The organism is Paraburkholderia sp. GAS82 (assembly GCF_050436285.1).
GTDB lineage: Bacteria > Pseudomonadota > Gammaproteobacteria > Burkholderiales > Burkholderiaceae > Paraburkholderia > Paraburkholderia phenazinium_B.
Window position 1 is genome coordinate 927,011 of the sequence record NZ_JBNDLX010000001.1, and the last position, 15,507, is coordinate 942,517.

Here is a 15,507-nt window from a genome sequence, read left to right on the forward strand (position 1 = left end):
ATGAAAGAGTCCGTGACGACCTATCTGGAAGGTCAGATTGTGAATGAAGAGATGGAGTTCACGCTCGTCGAGTTGTGCCGCGTGAGCGGTGCCTCGCAAGACGAGGTGACGCTGTGGGTCGCAGAAGGTGCGTTCGAGCCGCAAGGCGCGCGCCCCGAAGAGTGGCGCTTTAGCGGCACGGCATTGCGCCGCGTGCGCACCGCCCACCGCCTCGCGCACGATCTCGAGATCAATCCGCCAGGCATCGCGCTCGTGCTCGATCTGCTCGACGAAATCGATTCGTTGCGGGCGCATCCAAGGCGCACCCGTAGCGGCTAAAGCCGGCGTTCGTCCATCGACGCCATACTGTCGCGCGCCACCGGCGCGGATTTGACAATTACCCCGCTGAGCCGCCACGGACAAGGCATCGCGGCTCGCCGGACAAACTCGCAAAAGGGCCCTATCTCCGGCTCTTTTCCGCGAATCAAAATCCCGCTCTCCCCACAATAATTGCCCCTGTGTGATGTCGTGAATGTCAATTCACGCTCCTTCGCGCGACGAATAAATACGGGGGAACCAATGAAAACCAGCGTGCTTTGCGCGGTAGCCGCCATGACGGCGCTCGCCGCCGGCATACCCGCACACGCCGAACTCGGCAGCGCACCCACCTGGCCGGCCAGCAGTTCGGGCCAGGCGACCCGGCTGGTCCAGCACGTCAGCTCGGCAGCGGTGCCTTATACCGTCAACGAAACCACGCTGACCAGCGGGACGGTCGTGCGCGAATACATCGGACAAACCGGCACCGTATTCGCTGTCGTCTGGCATGGACCGCAGATGGCGCCGCTCAACAGCCTGCTCGGCAGCTACTTTCCAACCTATCTGCAGGGCGCGAGCGCCGCGCGCGCGGCTCAAGGCGGAGGCCATGGACCCGCCACCGTGCAGGCGCCCGGCTTGATGGTGCAATCCGGCGGACATATGGGCAATTTCACGGGCCGGGCCTATCTGCCTGCAGCACTCCCACAAGGCACCAGTCCAGACGACCTGCAATGAACACGACAAACATGAAGCAAATCATGGCCCGCGCGTTCGTCGCGGCGCTTCTGGCTGGCCTTGCCGCCTGCGGCGGCGGTGGCGGCGGCTCGTCGTCGACTTCGGCGACCGGCAATACGACCAGCAATTCAACGACGACCACCCCCGCGACGAGTACGACGGCCACGACGAACACCGTCAGCTCGGCAACACCGACCGCGACGCCGACTGCGAGCACGGCTGCCAATACGGTTCCCGTGGTGGTTTCGTTCACGCAGTTCAATCGGGCGAATTCTCCGCTCGCCAGCGTCACGATCTGCACGGCGGGCACCGGCGCGACCGCTAACTGCTCGACGATCGATAACGTGCTGGTGGACACCGAATCGTTCGGCTTGCGTCTGTTTGCGTCGGCGATTCCGTCGAGCACCCTCAACACGCTGAACGCGCAGACGCAGACGTCGACGGGTGCCACCATCGCCGAGTGCGCGTTGTTCGGCAGCGGCTATACATGGGGCACCGTGCGCAACGTCGACCTCAAGATGTCCGGCGAAGTGGCCCAGAACGTGCCCATTCAGGTGGTGTCCGATTCGACGCTGGCGGCTAGCGCGCCGAGCGCTTGCCAGCAGCAGCCGGTTCTCGCCCAACCCACGGATCTGGGGGCGAACGGCATTCTCGGCGTAGGTGTGGCCCCGCAGGACTGTGGCGGCCAATGCGTGAGCAATAGCCCTGCGGGCACCTACTACGCCTGCAGCGGCACGAGCTGCGGCGTGGCCAACGAGCCGCTCGCGCAACAGGTGGGCAATCCGGTGCAGTTCTTCGCGGCCGATAACAACGGCGTGGTGCTGGAGATGCCTGCAGTCGGTTCGACGGGGGCGGTGTCGTCCACCGGCACGCTGGTCTTCGGGATCGACACGCAGGCCAACAACACGCTGGCGGGAGCCGGCGCGACCGTGCTGGGCACCGATCTGTCCGGAGACTTTACCGCGACGTACAACGGCGTCACCTATACCAGCAACGCCTTCTTCGACTCGGGATCGAGCGTCCTGTTTTTCCAGGACTCCAGCATTGGCAGCAGCGCGCTCAAGTACTACATCCCGAGCACGACACTGTCGCGTTCCGTCTCTATAGCCGGGACCAATCTCGTGACCGCGACCGTCGATTTCAACGTGGCGAATGCGAACACGCTATTTGCTACGGGGAACTATGCATTCAACGACATGGCCGCTTCCATGACCAGCGTGTTCGACATGGGCATGCCGTTCTTCTACGGACGTCACGTCTACTATGGGATCACGGGCACGGCGTCGGCCGGTGGCGGCACGGGTCCGTACGTCGCCTTCACATCGAGCTGACCGAACTGGCTGGCGTGCGGCGTTGCTTCACGCGCGCCGCTCAATTCATCGCGAGCGCATCCGCGAGCCTGGCTTGTGGGCGCGCCACGTGATAGCCCTGCACGTAGACCTTCGGACGCTGTCTGAGCCAGCGTAGCTGAGCCTCGCTTTCCACGCCTTCTACGACCACCCGCATCTCGAGCTTGTCGAGCATGTCGAGCAAACCGGTCATCACCACACAGTCACGCGGCGATGCCGGCACGCGGGTCAGAAATCCGCGTGCCAGTTTGACCGTGTCGATCTGCACCGTGCCCAGCATGGCGAGCGGCGAATAACCCGAACCAAAGTCGTTGAGCGCGAGGCGTACGCCGAGTTGCCGCAACGAGCGTGTGAATTCCTGCGTGGACAAGAGTGTCGACGCGTCTTCGGTAGCAACCAGTTCGAACTCGAGGAGTGTGGGATCGATGCCGTGACGCTGGGTTGTCGCGCGCACTGTGCTGCCCAGCGTTGCATCGAGCAATTGCGACGGCTGGATATTGATGGCGGCCGCCGGCAACGCCTGGCCGGTCCGTCGCATCTCGGCCAGTTGCAGGCACACCGATTCCAGCATGAATTCGCTGACCTCGCGCGCGGTGTCCCTGTCTTCGAAGGCCGACACGAAGCATTCGGGCAGGAGCAGGCCATACTCGGGATGCTGCCAGCGCAGCAGGCATTCGACATTGAGCAGCTTGAGGCTCTGCGCGTGCACAACCGGCTGGAACGCAACGCCGAACTCGCCCGCCCGCAGGCCTCGGCGAATCCGTTGCGCAAGTTTTTCGTCGGAGCCGGAGGGCGCCGCTTCGTTCGCGGCGCCGTGGCCCGACAGGGATAACGCGGCACTTCCGACGCGGTCCACAGGGCATTCCTTTCTAAAGTGAGCGGCAAGCTCGAATCGGCCCTCAAGGGTTGTATGGGCTACTTCCTGCAGAGCTTAGGCGAATGCCTCGCCCGTGTGTCGGTTAATTGACCGGCAAGGAGCGGTTCGACACAGAGTGCAATAACCAGATTCGCGCGCTGCGAACTGCATGTCCGGCACATCGCCTGGGCGCGGCGGCGCTTTGATGGACTCAAGCATAAAGCCGGTTGTTTCGGAAAACTGTCAAGAATCGACAGCTGGAGACGCTTAAGTTTTAAATGATGTTAAATCATGGGGATTAAATGGTGAAAATATGGAGAAATGCAGAAAAGACATAACGGTGTCTGGTCTGATTTGTGAGATAGGGAATTGGTTTTCGCGTTCGTGCTATCTCATTTTTAATCTGGTCGTGGTGATAATTTTTGCTGAGATCTGAGTCGTATTGATATGATAATTATCGAATATGGCCGAATGAATTGGCTGTAGATGTCGTTCCTTCTGCCTGAACTTTAGTTCCTCTCGGTGCGCATCGTTAATAGTCTGGCTAATTCATATTTCTAGGATTTGGCTGGCTGAGAGCCCTATGTAGTGGAGCTTTGGGTCGATCTGTTCCATTGTGTTCGCATGTCTCAAAACTAGCGCGATGCTTGCTGACATTTCCCGGTCCTTTGGATTTAAAAGATAGGAAGATTAGCTTCCTCGTATCGAGTTGACGATTTTTAACAAATGTCGCCGCTTGAATTTGCATTGCTTGTCAATCGTCCAATACCGAAGCTCATAGAATCCGCTCATCCCAATTTTATGCGCGTCGGGATTTGATCTTTGAGTCCGGATAATTTGTCTGCTGAATATCAGGGCGTCCGGTTGGTGTCGCGCGTTACCTGAGAGAGAGTTTCGAAAATGAACAGGTCATACAGAAGTATCTGGAATGAGGCACTCGGTGCGTGGGTGGCGGCATCGGAAATCTCATCCGCGCGCGGCAAGCCGAATAAATCGGGTATTGCGAAAGCTGTCACTGCCGTCTTGCTGACTACCGGCCTGGGAGTCAGCGCCGTGCATGCGCAGTACCAGGCTGGCGGGGGCAACGCCTCGGGCGCGGGTCAGGTGGCGATAGGGCCGGGTGCGTCGGCTGCCTCGACCAGTTCGGGAACTTACGGAAGTATTGCGTTGGGCAAGGGCGCCACGGCGACCGGTAACGGCGCATCGACGATTGCGATTGGCTCAAATGCCTACGCCTCGAACCCCAACGCCAACCTCGGAGATGCGTTGGCGCTCGGTACCCAGGCAACGGCTTCTGGCCAGGACTCGACCGCGGTCGGCGGCCAGACCACCGCCAGCGGGATCAACACGCTCGCGATTGGCAATAACGGCACGTCCGCCACCGCGGCGAACGCAACGGCATTCGGGGTAGGCGCCACATCATCGGCTAGCTACGCCACCGCGGCGGGCAGCTTTACTACGGCTTCGGGCGTGGGATCGGTCGCGATCGGCGCCAACGCTACAGCGCCGGCCGTGTCACAGGGGCAGAACTCCATTGCTATCGGCGGCCAGTCGGTCACGGGGACGACGGCGGCGGGCGGTGTGGCGATCGGCTATGCCGCGACGAGTTCGGCTGCAAGCGGGGTTGCCCTGGGACAGTCGGCGACCGCGGCGGGTGCATCTTCCGTGGCGTTGGGGCAGAGCGCGGTGGGCTCGGCAACCCAGGCGACCGCGGTTGGCTACAGTGCCCGTGCAGCGCAGCAGGCGGTGGCGATCGGTAATGGCGCGAGCGCGACGGCGACGTTCTCTGCCGCCATCGGCGGCAATGGTACGGTTGCCAATGCTTCGCAGGCCTCAGCATTCGGCGATGCGGCGACGGCATCGGGCGTGGCGGCCACGGCGCTCGGCACATTCGCTACGGCGAGCGCCGCGAGTGCGACCGCAATCGGCACGACATCGACTGCAACCGGTACGGGCGCTACGGCGATCGGGACGTATGCCACTGCAGGCAGCAACAATTCAACTGCGATCGGCGACGGCGCGACCTCAAGCGGGACGTCGTCGTCGGCGATCGGCTACAACTCGATCGCCGCTGGCAACGGGTCGCTTGCGCTCGGCACGGGCAGCAGCGCCAGCTACGCGAACAGCGTGGCGATCGGCGCAGGCAGCGTGACCGGGACGGCCGCGCCGACTGGCACGGGTTATCTGACGGGTACTGCAGCGCCTCTTTCCGAGGTATCGGTGGGCAGCGCCAGCGCATTGCGCCGGATCACGAATGTAGCCGACGGCTCCGCGCCGCAAGATGCGGTCACGGTGTCGCAGTTGAGCACTGGCATGAGTACCACGGCGAGCAGTATCACCCGTTTGTCGACCTCGACATCGACCGGTTTGAGCACGGCGGCGAGCAGTCTCGCTTCGTTATCCACTTCGACGTCGACGGGGATCAGCACGGCGCAAAGCGGGGTGAATTCGCTGTCGACCGGGTTAAGCACTACGAACAGCAATGTAACTACCTTGTCGACCTCGGCTTCCACGGGGATCAGCACGGCGCAAAGCGGTGTGGCCTCTTTGTCGACCGGGTTGAGCACTACCAACAGCAATGTGACGGCGCTGTCGACTTCGACCTCAACGGGGCTGAGCACGGCGGTGAGCCGCGACGCCAGTCTGTCGACGGGATTGAGCACGACGAACAGCAATGTGACCACCTTGTCGACCTCGGCTTCCACAGGGATTAGCACGGCGCAAAGCGGTGTGGCCTCTTTGTCGACCGGGTTGAGCACGACCAACAGCAGTGTGACGGCACTGTCGACTTCGACGTCGACGGGCATCAGCACCGCGCAAAGCGGCGTAGGTTCGCTGTCGACAGGTTTGAGCACGACCAACAGCAACGTGGCTTCGTTGTCGACGGGACTGAGTTCGACGACCAGCAGCGTGGGCTCGCTCTCGACCGGTTTGAGCACGACGACCAGCAACGTGACGGCATTGTCGACTTCGACCTCGACCGGGCTCGCGACTGCGAACAGCGGCATCGCCAGCTTGTCGACTGGGGTGAGCACCGTCCAGACCAACGTCAACGCCCTGGGTACCAGCACGGCGTCGGCGTTGGGCGGCGGAGCCACCTATAACCCGTCGACCGGTGCGGTCAGCCCGCCCGCGTACACGACGTACAACGCGAACGGTACGACCAGCACGGTCAACAACGTCGGTGCAGCGCTGAGCAATCTCGACAGCCAGGGCATCAAGTATTTCCACGCCAATTCGACGCTGGCGGACTCGCAGGCACTTGGGACGAATAGCGTTGCAATAGGACCGGCTGCCGTGGCTCATAATCCCGGCGATGTCGCACTGGGCTACGGTTCGGTGACGTCCGCCGCGAACCCCACCAGCAGCGCGACGGTCGGATCGACGACCTTCAGCGGTTTTGCTGGCGCGACGCCCACCAGCGTCGTGAGCGTCGGCGCATCCGGTGCGGAGCGGCAGATCACGAACGTCGCGGCGGGGCGGATTACGGCAACCAGTACCGACGCGGTGAACGGGAGCGAACTTTACTCGGTAGCGAGCCAGGTGAATTCGGTGGGGAGCACGGTGAGTTCGTTGTCCACGGGTTTGAGCACGACGAACAGCAATGTGGCTTCGCTGTCGACCTCGACTTCGACGGGCATCAGCACCGCGCAAAGTGGTGTGACTTCTCTGTCCACGGGTTTGAGCACGACGAACAGCAATGTGGCTTCGCTATCGACCTCGACTTCGACCGGCATCAGCACAGCGCAAAGTGGCGTGGGTTCGCTGTCGACGGGTTTGAGCACGACCAACAGCAACGTGGCTTCGTTGTCGACCGGGCTGAGTTCGACGACCAGTAGCGTGGGTTCCCTGTCGACAGGTTTGAGCACGACCAACAGTAACGTGGCGTCGCTGTCGACTTCGACCTCGACGGGCATCAGCACGGCGCAAAGTGGTGTGACCTCGCTGTCCACCGGCCTGAGCACGACCAACAGCAGCGTGGCGTCGCTGTCGACTTCGACCTCGACAGGCATCAGCACGGCGCAAAGTGGTGTGACCTCGCTGTCCACCGGCCTGAGCACGACCAACAGCAGCGTGGCTTCGCTGTCGACTTCGACTTCGACGGGCATCAGCACGGCACAAAGTGGTGTGACCTCGCTGTCGACGGGCCTGTCCACCACTAACAGCAATGTTGCATCGTTGTCGACGGGTGTCGGTTCGCTGTCCACGGGGCTGAGCACCACCAACAGCACGGTCGCGGTTCTTTCCACTTCGACTTCGACCGGTCTGAGCTCGTTGTCCACCGGCATCAGCACGACGAACAGCAACGTGGCCAGCCTGTCGAGCTCGACTTCAACCGGCATCACCTCGCTGTCCACCGGCCTCAGTACAACTAACAGTGCCGTAGCGAGCCTCTCGACCTCAACCTCGACCGGCATCAACTCCCTGTCGACGGGTCTGTCCACCACCAACAGCAACGTAGCCTCGCTGTCGACAGGCGTAGCAAACTCGGTCCAGTACGACGATGCAAGCCACACCAAGGTCACGTTGGGCGGTGTCGGTTCGACCACGCCGGTGACGCTGACCAACGTTGCCGCCGGCGTGAACCCGACCGACGCGGTGAACTATGGTCAGTTGAGTTCGCTCTCCACCTCGACCGCGACGAGCATCACTTCGCTGTCGACGGGCGTGAGCACGGCACAGAGCGGCGTTGTGTCCTTGTCCACTGGCCTGACCACGACGAACAGCAATGTCGCGTCGTTGTCTACCGGACTCACTACGACAAACAGCAACGTTGCCTCGCTGTCGACGGGGTTGAACACGACCAATAGCAACGTAGCGTCCCTGTCTACAGGCCTCAACACGACCAACAGCAATGTTGCTTCGCTGTCGACGGGCCTGAACACAACCAACAGTAACGTCGCGTCGTTGTCTACCGGCCTCACCACCACCACCAGCAGCGTCACCGCGCTTTCGACCGGCATCCAGAACGGCACCGTGGGCCTCGTGCAGCAGGTAGGCGGCGCGCCGGGCAACGGCGCCATCACGGTAGGCGCCAACACGGGTGGTACCAGCGTCGACTTCACGGGCACCGCGGGCGCACGCCAGCTCTCCGGCGTCGCCGCCGGCACCGCGCCGACCGATGCGGTGAACGTAAGCCAGTTGCAGGCAGTGGCCTCGGTAGCAAGCGATGCCGTGCTGTACGACAACGCTTCGCATACGAGCGTGACGCTCGGCGGTGTCGGTGCAAACTCTACGGTTGCGTTGACCAATATCGCAGCAGGGGCGATTACCGCGACCAGCACCGACGCGGTCAACGGCAGCCAGTTGTTCGCACTCGAAACGCAAATCGGCACGCTGGGCGGCCAGGTCACGCAGATCTCGCAAGGCACGACAACAGGAGGGTCGTCGTCGAATTCCAAGTATGTCGCCGTGAATTCGACGGGCAGCGCAGCAAGCGCCACAGGTACGGAGTCGGTTGCCATCGGCGGCAATTCGACGGCGAGCTCGAACAACAGCGTTGCGGTGGGTTCGGGGTCCCAGGCAACCGGCTCCGGTTCGTCCGCAGTGGGCGCCAACGCAGTAGCGTCAGCGCCGAATTCGGTGGCGATCGGCGCGGGCTCGGTGGCGAGCGAGGCGAACTCGGTATCGGTGGGCTCGCCAGGCAATGAGCGGACCATCACCAACGTGGCGCCGGGCGTCAATCCGACCGATGCGGTAAACGTTGCACAACTGCAAGGCGTTCAGCAGAATATCAACGACACGGCGCGTGCAGCGTATTCGGGCGTCGCCATGGCGGGTGCGCTGGCCGGTTTGCCTCAGGTGGAACAGGGCAAGACCTTCCAGGTCGCCGCAGGGGTGGGCAACTATGCGGGATACAGTGCCATCGCCATCGGCGCCAGTGCGCGGCTTACGCAAAACACCATCGTCAAGGTGGGAGCCAGCGCAACGGATGGCGCTCACGTGCTGGTCAACGCCGGTGTTGGATATTCCTGGTAATGCGTACGGCGGCGTTGACGCGCCGGCCTCTCCAGGGCGCCGCCGGCACGGTGAGCGAATCAACGGATCCTCGCCCACGGTGAGGGTCCGTTTCAACATGTGTTAAATGTGACTATGCGCATCGGCATCTCCGTCATTACCCATACCGGTCAGAACATCTGGCAGAACGGCCTGGGGCAGAACGTCATCTTTCTGGCGGAGCTGTTTCAGCGCTTGCCGTTCGTGCAATCGGTAGTGCTGATCGATGTCGGCGACCAGGGGGTGATGCCATCGCAGGTGGACCTGGCAGCACGCAATCTGCGCCTGATGAGGGCGCACGAGGCCAGCGACGAGGTGGATGTGATCGTCGAAATGGGCGGGGCGCTCGATATCGAATGGCTCGACCTGATGCGTGCGCGCGGCAAGAAGGTGGTCTTCTACTGCTGCGGCCAGCCTTATGTCGGCGTTGCCGAGCCCGCCATCTTTACGAAACCCACTCATGCACCGCGTCCCGATCGTTGCGACGAGGTCTGGCACCTGCCGAAAGACAGCGCATTTGCTCCGATGATGCGTCTCCTGCATCGTTGCGATGTGCACGAGGCGCCGTTCATCTGGCATCCTCAGTTTGTTCGGCAGCGAATGCGTGAAGTCGAGGCGCTCGGCATGCGCTATGGCTTCGCAGCTCGCGAGACGATGCCCAATGAACCGGCAGCCATCGAAGCGGATGGCGCCAAACGCCGCGGCCTGCGCGTGGCAATTTTCGAACCGAACATTTCGGTGGTGAAGACGTCGAGCATTCCAATGTTGATTTGCGACGAGGCTTATCGCGCGGATGCCAAAACGGTTGAGGCGATGCATGTGCTCAACACCTTGCACCTGAAAGATCATCCCACCATGCTGTATTTCGCCAACTCGCTGGATCTCGTGCGCCAGCATAAGGCTACCTTTCACGGCCGGCACGATATTGTCGGCTTCATGGTGCAGCATGCCGATGCCATCGTGTCGCATCAATGGCAGAACGAACAGAATTACAGCTACCTCGACGCGCTCTACGGCGATTATCCGCTGGTGCACAACTCGCCGTGGCTCAAGGACGCGGGGTACTACTATCGCGGCTTCGATGCGCGCGAGGGCGCGGCGCAGTTGCAGCGCGCCGCGGTTGACCACGCGGAGAGTCTCGACGATTACCGGGCCCGCTCGCAGCGTGTATTCGCAAGCGTTAATCCGTTCAGCCAGCACAACCTCGACGCGTACGCCGCCCGACTGCTGCATCTGTGCCGCGACACGGCGTTTGCCCCTCACGCGAGCCGCTCATGAATCTCGAACCCGTTCAAATTGGGTTGCCGCGCAAGCTGCGGGTCGGCGTGTCGATCTTCGTACGCAAGGGCGAGCAGTCGGTCTGGGAAAACGGCATTTACCAGAACTGCATTTTTCTCGTGATGCTATTGATGCGCTCGCCGTTGGTGGACGCGACATACCTTGTGGCGGGTGGTGGCGATGGGCGCCCCGAGGATGCGAAGAATTTTCTCGCCGATTCGCCCGTGCCGCTCATCGACATGAACGAGGCCGCCACGACGCTCGACGTGATGATCGAGATGAGTGCGCAACTGGCGCGCGAATGGGTGGTGGCGTTCCGCGAACGCGGCGGCAAGATCGTCTCGATGCGGGTGGGCAACGACTATGTGATCGACATCGAGCGCATGATCTTCGATCAGCCGCACGGTCTCCTGATTTCAGCTGCGCCGTATCACGAGGTCTGGACGCTGCCCGAGTACGAGAACACCTGTGTGCCATATTACGCCAGTACGTTTCGCTGTCCGGTGCGCGTGATGCCGCATCTGTGGAGCCCGCTAGTGCTCGAGCGCGAAGCGGCGCGCCTGCCTGAGGGTCTCAGCTTCGGTTATCGGCTAGGACGGCGGCGCTGGCGCGCGGGCATCTTCGAGCCCAACATCTGCATGGTGAAAACAAGCTTCGTGCCGCTGCTGTCCTGCGAGGCGGCGCATCGCTCCAATCCTGACATGCTCGAACATGTGTGGGCGTACAACACGTTCCATCTGAAGGAGCACGTGAGTTTCAATGGCTTCGCGCGTAGCCTCGACATCGTGAAGCACGGTTTGACTTCGTTCGAGGGGCGCTTTCCGTTTTGCCGGGTAGTGGCGGGCGATGTCGACGTAGTGGTCAGTCATCACTGGGAAAATGCACAGAACTATGTCTACTACGAGGCACTGTATGGCGGCTATCCACTGATTCACAATTCGCATCTGATCGGCGAGTGCGGATACCGCTATCACGACTTTGACTGCTTGGAAGGCGGGCACGCCTTGCAGCGGGCGTTCGCCGAGCACGATACCCATCTCAGTGCTTACCGCCAGACAGCAAACGCGTTCCTGCGCGGGTTGGATCCCGAGAACGACGACAATGTGCGCACGTACAGCAATGCGCTTGCCGCGCTTTATGCGCCCGCTTAGGATCTGGGTATCCCATCATGAGCACTCTGCGCATTGGCATCACGATTGGCTTGCACCACGAGGCGGAGACGCTGTGGAATAACGGCATCAAGCAGAATGCAGCGTTTCTTGCCGAGGCGCTACGGCATTGTCCGCAGGTCGCGCGGGTGGTGCTCGTGAACACCACAGCGGTCGCCATTACCGCTGCGCTGCCGTGGGATCAGGTCCGCTATCCCACGCTATCGTTCGAGGCGGCGAAAGACGATCTCGATGTGCTGATCGAACTCGGCGGCCAGATCGACGCCGCGCAAACCGAATACCTGAAGCAGCGCAACGTGCGGCTCGTATCGTACTGCTGCGGCTTCGAATATGTTCACGCGATGGAGTCGGTGTTGTTCCGCAAGCCGGCGTGGGGCGACACGCTGTTCGTCAATCAGCGCTACGACGACATCTGGATCATTCCGCAGGTCGCGAATATCAGCCGGTCATATTTCGAGGTATTGCGCCGGCAGTCCGGCCGGGTCGTGCCGTTTGTCTGGAGTCCGATGTTTCTGGATGAGCGCGTCGAAGGTCTGCTGCACGCAGGTCAGTACCAGCCGCACGACGGCGCGCGGCGCCTGAGTGTGATGGAGCCGAACATCAACGTAGTGAAGTTCTGCCTGTACCCGGCGTTGATTGCCGAGCTCGCCTATCGCAGGTGTCCTGAGCGGATCGCCTTGCTGCAGGTGACGAATGCCGAGCAGATCGCGCGGGAAAGCCTCGATTTCATCGCCCTCATGAATCAGCTCGATATCGTCCGCGATCACAAGGCGGTATTCCTCGGCCGGCACGACACCCCGGTGTTTCTGGCCGAAAACACCGATATCGTCATTTCCCATCAGCTCGAAAATCCGCTGAACTACTTTTACCTTGAAGTGTGCTGGCAGGGTTACCCGCTGATCCACAACGCCTCGCTATGCCGCGACCTTGGGTACTACTACGAAGGCAACGATGCCGACGAAGGCGCGCGCCGGGTGGTGGAGGCGATCGAGACACACGACGCGCACGCATCCTGGTACCGCGAACAGCAGCGCGGCCTGATTGCGCGCTATCTGCCAGACGACCGGCAACTGGTGGCGACGTACGGCGCGTTGCTTGACGATCTGCTGGCGCGGCCGGTCCGCTAAGCCTTTGAGGCGCCATTAGCGCCTCAAAGGCTTGTGCACTTGCACGATGCGGTTAGCCGATTTTGATTAGAATCGGATATCAAACGCCTGTGCCTGGCACTCCCGGCACTCTTCAGGGCGTTCGCTTTCCGCAGGAGCCGTACCGTGTGGCATCTTCCGACCGCTATTCCCCCTGCGCTGTGCGCGTGGGTGGTTTTCATGAGTGTGCTGATCACGCAACTCGGCGCGCCGGTGCCGGCCGCGCCTATGCTGATTCTCGCGGGCACCATGGCTGCCGTCGGCGAAGTGTCCTACTCCAGCGTGTTTTTCGCCGCCGTATGTGCCACCGTGCTGGCGGACGTCCTGTGGTTCACCACTGGCCGCTTGCGTGGCAGACGGATGCTGAACTCGCTGGTGCGCTTTTCACTGTCGTTCGACGCCGCAGTGCGACTTGCGCGCAACATCCTGGAGCGCCACGGCGCGCCGATTCTCGCGTTGGCTAAATTCATCCCCGGTATCGGCCTGATCGCCGCACCGTTGCTCGGCACCACCAGCATCGATGCGCGTGTTTTCCTGTTCTGGGACATCGTGGGCGCGGCGTTATGGGCGGGTGTCTGGCTGGTCGGCGGCGCGGCGCTGCACGACTGGATCGCGCAAGGCGTGCAGCTCGTGCGCCAGAACGGCGCCACGGTGTTCGACGTTTTCGCCGTGGTGGCCGTGCTGTTTGTCGGCTATCGCTGGGTGCGTCGGTTTCAGTTTCGTCGTTGGCTGGCGGAGATTCGCATCAGCCCCGAGCAGCTTGACGAACTGATGAAGTCAAGCGCGCCACCGCTTATCTTCGATGCGCGGCCTCCGGAAGTGCGGGCGAAGGAAGCGTATCGGATACCGGGCGCGCGTGCCCTCGATCTCGATTCGCCAGAGCAACTCGATGAGAAACTGCGCGGGCGTCCGATCGTGGTGTATTGTGTCTGCCCGAATGAAGCCACGGCGAAGCGGATCGTCGCGCAGCTGCGTCGAAAGAACATTCACCATGTCCAGGCGCTCAAGGGCGGTCTCGATGCCTGGGAGCGCCGCGGTTATCCGGTCGAGCCGCTGTCGGCGGATTTTCATGCGCCGCGCGACGAGAATGGCGAGTTCGATCCGGTGCTCGACAGCGAATACACAGTAAGGGCACGCATGACGAAGTGATGCGCCTGTGCCGGCGCGCTACACACAACATAACGATTTCCGGGGCCCCCATGTCCAGTACGCAACACCTCCATCTGCTCAATCAGCTTGCCGAGATGCCGGTATTTCTGGAAAAGGCGTTTGCCGGCATGTCGCGTGAGCTGCTGGTACGCATGCCTGCCGAGGATAATTCGCCGCTGATCGAGCATCTGTGGCATCTGAAAGATTGCGAAAGCGATCTGTATGGACCGCGTATCGAGCGCGTGCTGAACGAAGACCGGCCGACTCTCCTGCCCATGGACGTCAGCGGCTGGCCGGTCGAGCGCGGCTACCATTCACGCGACGGCGACCAGGCGATCCAGGAATTCAATGCGTTGCGTCACAAACTCATTGAGCAGTTGCGAGCCACCGAGCTCGCGTCGTTCGAGCGGGTCGGGGTTCGCACTGATGGTCATGAGGTCGGCGTCTACCGTCTGGCCGAGCAGCTCGCCGATCACGACCGGGACCATCGCTGGCGCATGAGCGCAATCCTGCGCGAGTATCTGGAACGCTAAGCCAGACCGTCCGACGCGCCGGACGACAGCGTCGGCGCAACTCGGGCTTTCCCAAACCGCGACACGTGTGTCACTATCTCGTACATGAGCCCACGTAACGTTCCATTCCGGTCGCACCATCATCACGGCAGCAGTCCGTTGCGCCGTGGTTCGTTACGTCTCATAGCAGCGAAGCCTGGAACCCACTGAGTTCCTCGCTCATGCGAAAACGACCAAGGCGCCTATGGCGCCTTTTTTTTATTTCATCATCCTTAGGAGTTCAGTCATGACCATGATCCGTGGAACGCGTTTTATCGTCGGTGAAGAAGCGGCGCAAGCCCGTGCGCTGGAGAACCGCTTCCGGAGCTACCTTCATTGATGCCGGCGCGGAAGAGGCCATCGTTCCTGCGTTGTGGTCGCAGGATACGTTCGTGCAGAAGGCGGGCGGCAGCGAAATCATTGGCCAGATGTGGGCCTTCCCGGACAAGAAAGGCCGGCCCTGTTGCCTGATTCCCGAGGCAACCGCGCTCTTTCAGGAGCGATGTCAGGAACTGCTCGAACGCCGCAAGGAACGCATGCTGTTTTACGTGGCTCGCTGTTACCGCTATGAACGGCCCCAGGCCGGACGGTACCGCGAATTCGTGCAACTGGGCTTCGAGTACCTGTGTTCGAACCCGCAGCGCGCGCTCGTGCGCAGCCGTGAAATAGGCGCGGGCTTTCTCGATTCGCTGGGACTCGATTACGCATTCGACATCGCTGCGAAGCGGGGCCTGAGCTACTACCTGAATGGCGAGGGCTTCGAGATCCGCTGTCCCGAACTCGGCGCGCAGCAGCAGGTGGCCGGTGGCGGCGCGTATCGGGAGGGTGCGGGCTTCGGGATCGGCGCAGAGCGTTTGCTGCTGGCGATGGGCATGCAAGGTTTGTCGGCCACCGCTATTGCCCCGTCCTAGTGCAGCCGCGCTAAAAAGGGATACAGAATCCGGGTCGCCGCGGGAGCACAGTAGGCCCACCCGCCAGACCTGC

At 61.8% G+C, this 15,507-nt stretch carries 11 protein-coding genes; 10 read left to right on the forward strand and 1 reads right to left on the reverse strand.

Features of this window, described 5'->3' with window-relative positions; all coding sequences use genetic code 11:
- The 3 genes from P3T17_RS04105 (at nucleotide 1) to P3T17_RS04115 (ending at nucleotide 2,360) form a co-directional block, all read left to right on the forward strand.
- A complete protein-coding gene (locus P3T17_RS04105) occupies nucleotides 1-318 on the forward strand; it encodes a chaperone modulator CbpM (RefSeq protein WP_074264434.1) in 318 nt (105 codons plus the stop codon).
- A 240-nt stretch (nucleotides 319-558) separates the two neighbouring features.
- The gene (locus tag P3T17_RS04110; protein ID WP_429404846.1) at nucleotides 559-1,029 is read left to right on the forward strand and encodes a DUF2844 domain-containing protein; all 471 of its coding nucleotides are present in this window, start codon (nucleotides 559-561) and stop codon (nucleotides 1,027-1,029) included.
- Nucleotides 1,026-2,360 carry a DUF3443 family protein gene (locus P3T17_RS04115; protein ID WP_429404848.1) on the forward strand — a complete coding sequence of 445 codons (1,335 nt, stop codon included), beginning with the start codon at nucleotides 1,026-1,028 and terminating at the stop codon, nucleotides 2,358-2,360. Before P3T17_RS04110 ends, P3T17_RS04115 begins: the two co-directional genes overlap by 4 nt.
- Before the next feature lie 40 nt (nucleotides 2,361-2,400).
- Here P3T17_RS04115 and P3T17_RS04120 read toward each other — a convergent pair whose 3' ends face one another.
- Nucleotides 2,401-3,234 carry an EAL domain-containing protein gene (locus P3T17_RS04120; RefSeq protein ID WP_074264436.1) on the reverse strand — a complete coding sequence of 278 codons (834 nt, stop codon included), beginning with the start codon at nucleotides 3,232-3,234 and terminating at the stop codon, nucleotides 2,401-2,403.
- Nucleotides 3,235-4,134: 900 nt separating this feature from the next.
- Here P3T17_RS04120 and P3T17_RS04125 point away from each other — a divergent pair.
- The 7 genes from P3T17_RS04125 (at nucleotide 4,135) to P3T17_RS04155 (ending at nucleotide 15,434) form a co-directional block, all read left to right on the forward strand.
- Complete coding sequence (locus P3T17_RS04125; RefSeq protein WP_429404850.1) at nucleotides 4,135-9,213, forward strand: YadA-like family protein; 5,079 nt, start codon at nucleotides 4,135-4,137, stop codon at nucleotides 9,211-9,213.
- A gap of 114 nt (nucleotides 9,214-9,327) precedes the next feature.
- Nucleotides 9,328-10,509, forward strand: coding sequence for a DUF2827 domain-containing protein (locus P3T17_RS04130; protein WP_429405504.1), 1,182 nt, complete (start codon nucleotides 9,328-9,330; stop codon nucleotides 10,507-10,509).
- Complete coding sequence (locus P3T17_RS04135) at nucleotides 10,506-11,660, forward strand: DUF2827 domain-containing protein (RefSeq protein WP_429404852.1); 1,155 nt, start codon at nucleotides 10,506-10,508, stop codon at nucleotides 11,658-11,660. Before P3T17_RS04130 ends, P3T17_RS04135 begins: the two co-directional genes overlap by 4 nt.
- A gap of 17 nt (nucleotides 11,661-11,677) precedes the next feature.
- Nucleotides 11,678-12,805 carry a DUF2827 domain-containing protein gene (locus P3T17_RS04140; protein WP_429404854.1) on the forward strand — a complete coding sequence of 376 codons (1,128 nt, stop codon included), beginning with the start codon at nucleotides 11,678-11,680 and terminating at the stop codon, nucleotides 12,803-12,805.
- Between the two features lie 144 nt (nucleotides 12,806-12,949).
- The gene (locus tag P3T17_RS04145) at nucleotides 12,950-13,972 is read left to right on the forward strand and encodes a DedA family protein/thiosulfate sulfurtransferase GlpE (protein WP_429287040.1); all 1,023 of its coding nucleotides are present in this window, start codon (nucleotides 12,950-12,952) and stop codon (nucleotides 13,970-13,972) included.
- Between the two features lie 50 nt (nucleotides 13,973-14,022).
- Nucleotides 14,023-14,505 (forward strand): DinB family protein, encoded by a 483-nt coding sequence (locus P3T17_RS04150; protein WP_429287039.1) that lies wholly within the window; start codon nucleotides 14,023-14,025, stop codon nucleotides 14,503-14,505.
- A gap of 278 nt (nucleotides 14,506-14,783) precedes the next feature.
- Nucleotides 14,784-15,434: an ATP phosphoribosyltransferase regulatory subunit gene (locus P3T17_RS04155; RefSeq protein ID WP_217272803.1), complete on the forward strand. Its 651-nt coding sequence runs from the start codon at nucleotides 14,784-14,786 to the stop codon at nucleotides 15,432-15,434.
- Nucleotides 15,435-15,507: the final 73 nt, after the last annotated feature.

What these genes read in the sequence shown, in the direction of transcription:
- P3T17_RS04105 (WP_074264434.1), top strand. Translation starts at nt 1, where the DNA reads ATGAAAGAGTCCGTGACGACCTATCTGGAAGGTCAGATTGTGAATGAA.
- P3T17_RS04110 (WP_429404846.1), top strand. Translation starts at nt 559, where the DNA reads ATGAAAACCAGCGTGCTTTGCGCGGTAGCCGCCATGACGGCGCTCGCC.
- P3T17_RS04115 (WP_429404848.1), top strand. Translation starts at nt 1,026, where the DNA reads ATGAACACGACAAACATGAAGCAAATCATGGCCCGCGCGTTCGTCGCG.
- P3T17_RS04125 (WP_429404850.1), top strand. Translation starts at nt 4,135, where the DNA reads ATGAACAGGTCATACAGAAGTATCTGGAATGAGGCACTCGGTGCGTGG.
- P3T17_RS04130 (WP_429405504.1), top strand. Translation starts at nt 9,328, where the DNA reads ATGCGCATCGGCATCTCCGTCATTACCCATACCGGTCAGAACATCTGG.
- P3T17_RS04135 (WP_429404852.1), top strand. Translation starts at nt 10,506, where the DNA reads ATGAATCTCGAACCCGTTCAAATTGGGTTGCCGCGCAAGCTGCGGGTC.
- P3T17_RS04140 (WP_429404854.1), top strand. Translation starts at nt 11,678, where the DNA reads ATGAGCACTCTGCGCATTGGCATCACGATTGGCTTGCACCACGAGGCG.
- P3T17_RS04150 (WP_429287039.1), top strand. Translation starts at nt 14,023, where the DNA reads ATGTCCAGTACGCAACACCTCCATCTGCTCAATCAGCTTGCCGAGATG.